General features: G+C 35.7%; 9 protein-coding genes. All 9 read right to left on the minus strand.

The annotated features are described in order from the left end of the window. Window positions 1-232: 232 nt before the first annotated feature. Window positions 233-385 (minus strand): hypothetical protein, encoded by a 153-nt coding sequence (locus tag ACFE0M_RS14640; RefSeq protein WP_434546527.1) that lies wholly within the window; start codon window positions 383-385, stop codon window positions 233-235. Between the two features lie 200 nt (window positions 386-585). Continuing rightward, window positions 586-816 carry a hypothetical protein gene (locus ACFE0M_RS14645; RefSeq protein WP_434546528.1) on the minus strand — a complete coding sequence of 77 codons (231 nt, stop codon included), beginning with the start codon at window positions 814-816 and terminating at the stop codon, window positions 586-588. 361 nt (window positions 817-1,177) lie between these two features. Further along, the gene (locus ACFE0M_RS14650; RefSeq protein ID WP_434546529.1) at window positions 1,178-1,795 is read right to left on the minus strand and encodes a nucleotidyl transferase AbiEii/AbiGii toxin family protein; all 618 of its coding nucleotides are present in this window, start codon (window positions 1,793-1,795) and stop codon (window positions 1,178-1,180) included. Beyond that, on the minus strand, window positions 1,750-2,064 hold the full coding sequence (locus tag ACFE0M_RS14655; RefSeq protein ID WP_434546530.1) for a DUF6922 domain-containing protein: 315 nt from the start codon (window positions 2,062-2,064) through the stop codon (window positions 1,750-1,752). Before ACFE0M_RS14655 ends, ACFE0M_RS14650 begins: the two co-directional genes overlap by 46 nt. A gap of 316 nt (window positions 2,065-2,380) precedes the next feature. Beyond that, window positions 2,381-2,851, minus strand: a complete 471-nt coding sequence (locus ACFE0M_RS14660) for an ArsR family transcriptional regulator (protein ID WP_434546531.1) — start codon at window positions 2,849-2,851, stop codon at window positions 2,381-2,383. Window positions 2,852-4,078: 1,227 nt separating this feature from the next. Next, window positions 4,079-6,478 carry a polysaccharide biosynthesis tyrosine autokinase gene (locus tag ACFE0M_RS14665; RefSeq protein WP_434546532.1) on the minus strand — a complete coding sequence of 800 codons (2,400 nt, stop codon included), beginning with the start codon at window positions 6,476-6,478 and terminating at the stop codon, window positions 4,079-4,081. Continuing rightward, a complete protein-coding gene (locus tag ACFE0M_RS14670) occupies window positions 6,478-7,398 on the minus strand; it encodes a polysaccharide biosynthesis/export family protein (RefSeq protein WP_434546533.1) in 921 nt (306 codons plus the stop codon). The genes ACFE0M_RS14665 and ACFE0M_RS14670 overlap by 1 nt, the downstream gene beginning before the upstream one ends. Window positions 7,399-7,733: 335 nt before the next feature. Further along, the gene (locus tag ACFE0M_RS14675) at window positions 7,734-7,934 is read right to left on the minus strand and encodes a hypothetical protein (protein ID WP_434546534.1); all 201 of its coding nucleotides are present in this window, start codon (window positions 7,932-7,934) and stop codon (window positions 7,734-7,736) included. Window positions 7,935-8,602: 668 nt separating this feature from the next. Continuing rightward, a partial coding sequence (locus ACFE0M_RS14680) for a hypothetical protein (RefSeq protein ID WP_434546535.1) occupies window positions 8,603-8,871 on the minus strand: 269 nt, incomplete at its 5' end.

Raw genomic sequence — 8,871 nt, forward strand, 5'->3', positions numbered from 1 at the left:
AATGTTCAATGTAAAGGAAATTATTAACTCTCTAATTATTAATTACTAATTAGCCAAAACCTCATCCCATCTATCATCTTCATCACTCAACCAATCCTCAGCTAGCGATTTTTCAGATGCTATAAAAGGATAGTTTTTTCGATTTTATGTGTTTATAATTGTTTTTAAGTTGTCACATAGAATAGTCAAGGTTCACAATCTTATTTAGCCAACCTTTAACGGTCTGTACTATTCATTTCAGTTGGTATGCCGGGTTTGTGACTATTTCATATTCATTTATCTTAGAACTATCGACTTTCTTGACAAAGTCAATATGCTTTAGAAATTGCAAAGCATATTCTAAATCTGTATTTTCTTTTAACTTTATGATGATATAATGTTCCATTATTAGATAATTTAAAGCTATCTGCTAATAAGATTCCTGCCTGCGCAGGAATGACGGTTGGAGCAGACTAATTACTAATTCTCTAATTATTAATTACTAATCGTTTTTCTTTGTGTCTTGGTGTCTTCGTGGTTCAAATCAGCCTTCCCGATGAATGCGGGACAGGTAGGCTGCACAATTATTAATTCTCTAATTACTAATTAACCAATCCCAATTAGTTCATTAACAGAATAAATATCATCTAATGCCAGAAAGGATAAATTATGATCGTCAATGATTTCAAAATCATTCCTTTCAATTTTACTTAAAGCCTGAATTTTAGGGAATTCATTTAATGGAACAGTAAAAAACCTATTATTACTTAAATTAATAATCATTTCTGACTGTGTAAATTTCACATTATGGATATGGTGTTCTCTAGACGGCATCATATAATTTACTCAAAAACTTAAAACCAAACAACCTATATTTTTACCACAACAGAAACAAAAGAACACAAAAGTAAAGCCATAGGCTTTAAAATACTCCCACTAAAGCGCATTAGCGTAATATCAGGTTGACAAGTTATCATAAATCAAAATAAAATCCTTCGAAGATCTCCATAATTAGTGACCTTTCGTAGGGTCAATTATAGTGCTATTTTGACCTTTGTAAAGGTCATTCTACTAAAAGCTATCTACTAGTTTTAGTTGGTAGCACTGAAATTCCCCGCCAGCTGGCGGGCTAGAGAGCTATTTAACGGTCAGACGCGTAATGCGTCAGACCGAGGCTGACATTTTAGAAACTAAGGGGCTAATTATTCAAATAATCAATATATGCATTTTTTACCTTCGCTTTAACTGATTCCCAATCTTGACCAGCCAATAACTCAGGATCATCTTCTGCTTCTGCATCTACAAAATAAGTTAAACTTTTAAGTGCCATAAAAACAGTACCATCATAATACTTCTTTTGATAAAATTGTAGAATATCTTTCAGAGAATAATGATTCAATATTAAATCCAAATCATAGAAATCTTTTTTGCTACCCCTATTGGTAATAGCATTTATTTTCATAGCGGCAATATCTTCTACACTAGCCATTCTAATATCATCTTCATTAAGCAATTTACCTATCCATGGATAGGAATAGTTAACCATATCCACTTTAATACCATTTATCAAATACGTTTTAATGTACTTAGTACTTAATAAGTTTTGTACTTTATCAAATTGAGATAGAACTCTGGCTAAATCTATTTCTTCAAAACTTTTGTCACCAAATAAATCAATATCAATTGAGTTTCTATGACCATATTGCAGAGCTAAAGAAGTACCTCCCACAAGTCGAAAATCTTCCAAATCAGGGATTTCCATTAAATCTTTTAAGATAACCAGTGTTGAATCTTCGATTGTTTGGTATTGTAGCATCTAAAGCTTTCTATAGGTTCATTTGATACGCTGGCAATAAATGTAGCCGCCATTGGTTCTAAGCTTCTAAATCCCTTTGCTATCTCAGCAATTTTAGGAATGCCATATTTCTTTTGGATGAGTTTCCAGTCTTCCAGCATACCGTATTCCAATACCCTGTGAATGACCAAAGGGGCATTTTTCTCAAAGCTCAGTTTGGAACGGTCATATTCCCAAAACAAATGCTTGCTGAGCTGCTCGAATTCCGGGTCTGGATTTACTTTATGCATGAAATAAAAGTACAAAGTATTGAGTACAAAGTACAGGGCTTTAAGTTGTAAGTTTTAGATTTTAGGTTTTAAGTAGTAAGTAATAGGTTTTAAGTTTTAAGTAAGTAGGTAAGCTTTACTATCATTATTAATAAACACTCTTAGCTTGTGCATTATTGCGAGCCTGTCTGGAAGCAATCTAATGCTTGCAATTCGAACTGTAGATTACTTCCCTTCGGTCGTAATGACGGTTGAAGCAGACTAATTACTAATTCTATAATTATTAATTACTAATTAAACCTCATTCGTAATTCAAAAATTCGTAATTCGTAATTATTTAACTTTCCCAGAGCAATAAACCCGCCTCTGCAGTTGGCACTTGGCCTACAAACTCATCCGGGTTCATATACAAAAATCTTATTTTACGATCGATTTTCTTCTCCGCTATGCCCGTCATATTGGCTATATAATCGTAATTAAAATGATTACCCACTAATAAGAAATCAATGATTCCCCCATCCACTCCCTTAGCATAATCGCCAATCAAATATACCTTTTCTAATTGCCCTACTTTTCCAATGATCTGTTCAATCACTCGGTCAATCCCTATATACTTTTTGATAATACTATGAATATCTTCAAATAAAGGATGTTTGGTATTCGCTTGATATACTTTTTTATTGCCTTTTACATCAGCCTTGAGCATACCGGCTTCTTCAAATTTATTGAGCTCCAGTCGGATAGCATTAGTGCTTTCCCCAAATTCCCCTTCCAAAGAACGCAAATAGCTTTTGGTCTGCGAATTCAAGAAGAATTTCAGTAGGAGTTTAATTCGGGTTTTTGAGGTGATGAGGGTGTCGAGCAATTTAGTATCGAGTATGTAGTATCAAGTATCTAGTAAAGGTCAGACGATAGTCAGACCGGGCTTCTATGTTGCATTTAAAAGAAATAAAATACTAATGAAATAGATAGAAATATTTTAAATTTTGTCTATTGTCTATTGTCTATTGTCTTTTGTCTATTGTCCACTCTAAGTCCGGTCTGACCTGCGGTACTGACCTCGTGGAGCGCCAAAACGGAACTGACCAAACAACTACTTAGGTCAGACGATAGTCAGACCGGATAATGTTATGAAATAAGCAATAAGCCAAATGGTCGGTTTGATCTATTGGAGTGCCAATACGGTGCTGGCCTAATTATTAATTAATTACAGCTCCGCCCTTTCAGTCCCATTCAGGAACCTAGCAAAGCGCTATTTCATTGTGTTTCTTGCAAAATCAATGCAAGCCGACACCCTGTGTTTCCCTTAAGGAACACCCCTATAATCCCCTCAAGGGGATAGGCTCAAAGATTAATTTTTGTAGCAAACAATCAAATTATTGCTATTCTCTAAATTAGCAAAATCTGATGTAAAACGAGTAGAATAACTACTCAATTATAAATTTATGAGATTAAGTTTTGATTTGCAATTACTGAAGTAAAAATATCTTCAAATGTAAGTTAATATCTGTTTTTCTTGATTTTTATGGAACAACAAGTTTGCTCTATGTTTCAACTTGGCTGGCATTTGCAGGATAACGGTCAGACGCCACATGCATCAGACCATGGGCTGCCTTTTATGATTAAAAACCCTTTGAATTATTTTCACGCATAAAAAAACTTTTTAGCACGCTCTGCTGCTCTCAGCCAGTTGGCGGAAGCTTCCGCTAGCTAGCGGATGAGGGGTTTTAGGGTGAAGCAATCTTAGGGTAGCTACTAGCAGTGAGGCAATCTTAAGATGGCTAATAACAGTCATTAGATTGCTTCGTTTCCTTCGCAATGACGTAATAGCTAACTTCTCTGTCATTATTTCCTTTATCACTAAGCATAGCTGGCTAATGAAGTTAACGGTCAGACGCTATATGCGTCAGACCATGGGCTGACATTTTTTCTTTGTGACTTAGTGTCTTTGTGGTTAGTAAACAGCCTTTGGCTGTAATTTATTTTTCTTTGCGCCTTCGCGTCTTCGCGGTTAATCACAGCCTTAGGCTGTAAATTATTTTTTCTTGAAAAGCCCTCTCTTTTTCTTCAACCTATCTTCATCATAGTAGCCATAACCATAACCACCGTAGCCCATACCGTAGATATAGCCACCATAGTAACCATAGCCTCTTCTTCGTAATTGGATATCATTAAAGATCACCGACATCGGTTTGATTTTCCCATCATTATAAAGCCCGTTTACCATACTTAAGGCTTGCTTCATACTAACTTCTTGTCTCACAATTAGCAACGTATGATCAACATGCGGCAATAACTCCATAGCATCGGCTACCAAGCCAATAGGAGAAGTATCAATTATGATTGCATCAAATTCCTTTCTTAATTCAACCATAAAATCATTCATTTTTTCACCCGCTAAAAGCTCTGATGGATTAGGCGGAACGGCTCCCGCTCCTACAAACCAAAGATTTTTGGTCTGTCCATTAATCACAACTTCCTCTTTATCTGCATAGCCGGCCAAGTATTCACTTAAACCTTTATCAGGATAGGCTTCGATAAAATCAGTCAAATTGGGTTTACGCATATCCGCACCAATCAAAATGGTTTTTCTTCCTGATGCCGCAAGCGTATAAGCTAAATTCAATGAACAGAATGTTTTTCCCTCCCCACTTACAGAAGATGTCACCATAAAGGATTTTGCTTGCTTTTTATCTTTCCCTTGCAGATATTTCAAATTCGCTCTTAAGGCCCTAAATGATTCCGCTACCAAGGATTTAGGTCTGTCTTTTACGATGGTATTGGTATCATCAATTTTATGCGCGATATTTCCTAATAATGGCATATCAGAATTACGGTCCAAATCGTCTTTATCCATTATACGCGGATTGGTGAAGTCTTTAATAAAGAAAAATACCACCGGCAACAATAAACCTAATGCCATAGCTACTAATAAATTTCTTTCAGAATTAGGCCTAACGGGATTATTAGAATAAGATGGAGCCTCAATCAATTGGTAATCAGAAGTAGCAGAAGCCTTAGAGATGGCCGCTTCCGTTTTTCTTTGTAAGAATAAATCAAACAGGTTCTGATTCAATTCAAAAAGCCTTTTTGCTCTATTCAGTTCCCTCATCTCTCCTTGCAATTCACTCATGGAACCCATTAAAAAATCACTTTTTTGATTGATTTCCTGAAGTTTTTCTCTGTTTACTTCTCTGTAACTTCTTAAGGCCTCAAAAATATTCTTCTCGAGCCTTTTTCGCATGCTATCTTCTCTATTGACCAGTGGGTTTTTATAATTTTCTGAATTACGATAGACTTTATCCTCCTGCTTTTGCTGAATATACTGGTTGACTAAATCATTTAGTAATGGGGCATCCAAGCCAATTAAACTTGGGGCAAATACTTCGGAAGACCTTTTTTGATTGATATAGGATTTCAAGTACTCGTAATAACGCTCCTGTAAGAGTACTTCTGCTTTTTGCTCATCTAATTCATTCAGCTTACTGAAAATGGTTTGACTTCCCAGTGTTAATTCGCGGTTTTCCAACTGTAAATTATCAATGGTTTCTTGAAACTGAATAATTGAATCTGAAATCATGGCCATCTGTTCATCTATGAAATTGATGGTGTTTTCCAGGTTTTGATTCTTTTCTTTAAGCCCAAGTTCCTCCACCACTTCATAATAGGTATTCATGAATTCAATATCCTTTTCAGGGATTACCGATTCCATATTCATATTCAAAATAGCAGACCCTTGCTGTTGCCAGGAAATATTCAAACGCCTTTTATATTCACTTACCAGGCTTTCTTTTTTATTGATGACAAAAAAGAACTTATTCTGTTCCATTGAGGCAGACCCATTACCACCTTTGATCATAAAATGCCAATCCCCTACCACATAATCTTGATTGTAATTGAAGTTTTTATCCTCTAACAATTTCTCCCATTGTTCGGAACCCTCTACATTAAATTGAAATTGAGTATCTGATTTCTTATTGACGAAGATATTTAATCCATAAGGAACTGTGCTTCCTGTTAGTGTATCGATCACCACCTGATAGCCATTCCCATTTTTTTGCTCTACCGTTTTTACATAGCCTTGAGCAAAATAGCTTACCCTAAAATTAAGTCTATCAATGGTTTCCGCTATTTTATCATTTGATTTCAACAAAGGAATTTCCTCATAGACTTCTTGTGTTCCCCCTAAAAAGTATCCGGCATCCACCAGACCAGGAATTACCGACTTATTTTCGGTAAATTTTTTGGTGATAAACTGTCCTTTGATAGAATAAACAGGGTTTGCGTAGCGATTATAAAGAATTCCTAAGGTGGTGGAAAAAGCGAAAAACAATATAATAAAAGGCCATCTTCTTAATATTTTCAACAAATACTTAAGAAAATTGATTGGTTTTTCCTCTTTTACTAATTCGTCTTGAAAGTCAAATCCGTTCATTAATTCGTATTTGTTTGCGACAGGATAAGAAAAACTAATGATAATACAGAGGCGGATACTCCAATAATATTACTCGTGGTAGGCAATAGATAGTTTCTTGATTGCCTAGCCCTCAATGGAGGCACCACGATCAAATCATTGGGCTGGAGATAAAATCCTCTTTGAGCGACTAAATCCTCTCTTAAAGTATTTACATAGTAAACCTTTGCTTCATCTCCTTCAAATCTCACCACTTTTAATCGGGTTCTATCGGCAAAATCAGTCAGGTTTTCTGCTAAACTTATGGCATCAATGACATTAGTCTCCGGGTCAAAAGAAGTATATCTTCCTTCCATATTGACTTCCCCTAAAATGGTAAAATGAAAGCTTAAAAGCTGTATTCTGATTACAGGTGTCTCAAAATAGTTTTTTAATTTATCTTTAATTAACTCCTCCGCTTCTCTTATGCTCAGCCCGGCCAATTTCACTTCTCCAATTTCGGGTAATTCAAGCATACCTTTTCTATCAATGGTAAATCCCGTTTGTTGTCTGTCAAGCATGATAGGCATAAGGCCTGAGCCATCTTCACCTCCACCGCCAGCACCTTGCATACGCATATTTTGGTTACCAGCACCTTGATTACCTTGGTTATATTGATTGAGTTTTCTGATAATACCTAATTGCTCCTCATATTGCTTTACAAAATCAAATTCTGCGGGTGTCAAACTAGCAATTCTAAGTGAAATAATATCTTCTGGCTGTAGTTTGTAAGGTTTATTATAAGTTTGGTAGGTACGAATTATGCTGTCTGACTCCATTACCTCGCCCTTTTCAGGGTCATTTGGGTGCTGTAAATAGACAATATCTCTATTAGGAACACAAGAACTGAAAAATATTCCTATTACAATTATATATAGTAAATTTCTAATCAATGTTTTCATTTTTGCTAACGACAAAACTAAGGATTTTTAATTAGTAATTAATAATCTAAGAATTAATAATTCACTATAAAGCTGATGGAATTTTTGTTTAATACTCCCTATAAAATTTAAAGCATAAAATCCAAGGTATGCAAAAATATGGATTTAAAGTGCTTATAAAAAACGCATTGGAAAAGGATTGGGGAGTAATGTCTGACATTTTGTACAGATTGAATAGATCCAGATGTCGGACATTAAATGTCAGACATTGATTGCCCATGAAAAGCTATCCGCCCTTGTTGTGGTGTTTTCACCTCAACAATTGCTACTTAGCCTCTTTTATCCCACGGATCCTTTCAGGTGAAAACACCTGAAAGCGGGATTGATATTGAATTGAAGTGTAATGTCCTTTGAAAAGCTTCGATATTAATATTTCTAGTCATGTCTTTTAGACGGTTCCAGCCGTCAAACCGTATATGGTCAATGAAAAAGCTTAACTCCCCAGTTTTGGTGTTTTCACCAAAACAACTGCTGATTAGATTTTTCCTCTTATGCATTATTTCAGGTGAAAACACCTGAAATTGGGCTTGTAATTAGATTTAATTGTAATCTCCGACATTGCAAATGTCTGACATGAAGCACAGATTTTAAAGTACCACATGTCGGACATTAAATATCAGGCATTGATTGCCCATGAAAAGCTATCCGCCCTTGTTGTGATGTTTTCACCTCAAAAATTGCTACTTAGCCTCTTTTATCCCACGGATCCTTTCAGGTGAAAACACCTGAAAGCGGGATTGATCTTGAATTGAAGTGTAATGTCCTTTGAAAAGTTTCGATATCAATATTTCTAGTCATATCGGTTAGACGGTTCCAACTGTCAAACCTTGAATATTTATCGGTTAGACGGTTCCAACCGTCAAACCTTGAATATTCATTGAAAAAGCTTAACTCCCCAGTTTTGGTGTTTTCACCTCAACAACTGGTAATTAGATTATTCCTCTTATGGATTATTTCAGGTGAAAACACCTGAAATTGGGCTTGATGCTGGATTGAAGTGTAATGTCCGACATTTTTAATGTCTGACATGAAGCACAGATTTTAAAGCCCCACATGTCGGACATTTTTATGTCAGACATTGATTGTCCATGAAAAGCTATCCGCCCTTGTTTTGGTTTTTCACCTCAACAATTGCTACTTAGCCTCTTTTATCCCACGGATCCTTTCAGGTGAAAACACCTGAAAGCGGGATTGATATTGAATTGAAGTGTAATGTCCTTTGAAAAGTTTCGATATCAATATTTCTAGTCATATCGGTTAGACGGTTCCAACTGTCAAACCTTGCATGTTCAATGAAAAAGCTTAATTCCCCAGTTTTGGTGTTTTCACCAAAACAACTGCTGATTAGATTATTCCTCTTATGTATTATTTCAGGTGAAAACACCTGAAATCGGGGTTGATGCTGGATTGAAGTGTAATGTCCGACATTGCAAA

The sequence above is a fragment of the Marivirga sp. genome, from assembly GCF_051117495.1.
Lineage (GTDB): Bacteria > Bacteroidota > Bacteroidia > Cytophagales > Cyclobacteriaceae > Marivirga.

Excerpts from the sequence above, each read along its gene's own strand:
- ACFE0M_RS14640 (WP_434546527.1), bottom strand. The coding sequence starts at position 385 with ATGGAACATTATATCATCATAAAGTTAAAAGAAAATACAGATTTAGAA.
- ACFE0M_RS14645 (WP_434546528.1), bottom strand. The coding sequence starts at position 816 with ATGATGCCGTCTAGAGAACACCATATCCATAATGTGAAATTTACACAG.
- ACFE0M_RS14650 (WP_434546529.1), bottom strand. The coding sequence starts at position 1,795 with ATGCTACAATACCAAACAATCGAAGATTCAACACTGGTTATCTTAAAA.
- ACFE0M_RS14655 (WP_434546530.1), bottom strand. The coding sequence starts at position 2,064 with ATGCATAAAGTAAATCCAGACCCGGAATTCGAGCAGCTCAGCAAGCAT.
- ACFE0M_RS14665 (WP_434546532.1), bottom strand. The coding sequence starts at position 6,478 with ATGAACGGATTTGACTTTCAAGACGAATTAGTAAAAGAGGAAAAACCA.
- ACFE0M_RS14670 (WP_434546533.1), bottom strand. The coding sequence starts at position 7,398 with ATGAAAACATTGATTAGAAATTTACTATATATAATTGTAATAGGAATA.
- ACFE0M_RS14675 (WP_434546534.1), bottom strand. The coding sequence starts at position 7,934 with ATGCATAAGAGGAAAAATCTAATCAGCAGTTGTTTTGGTGAAAACACC.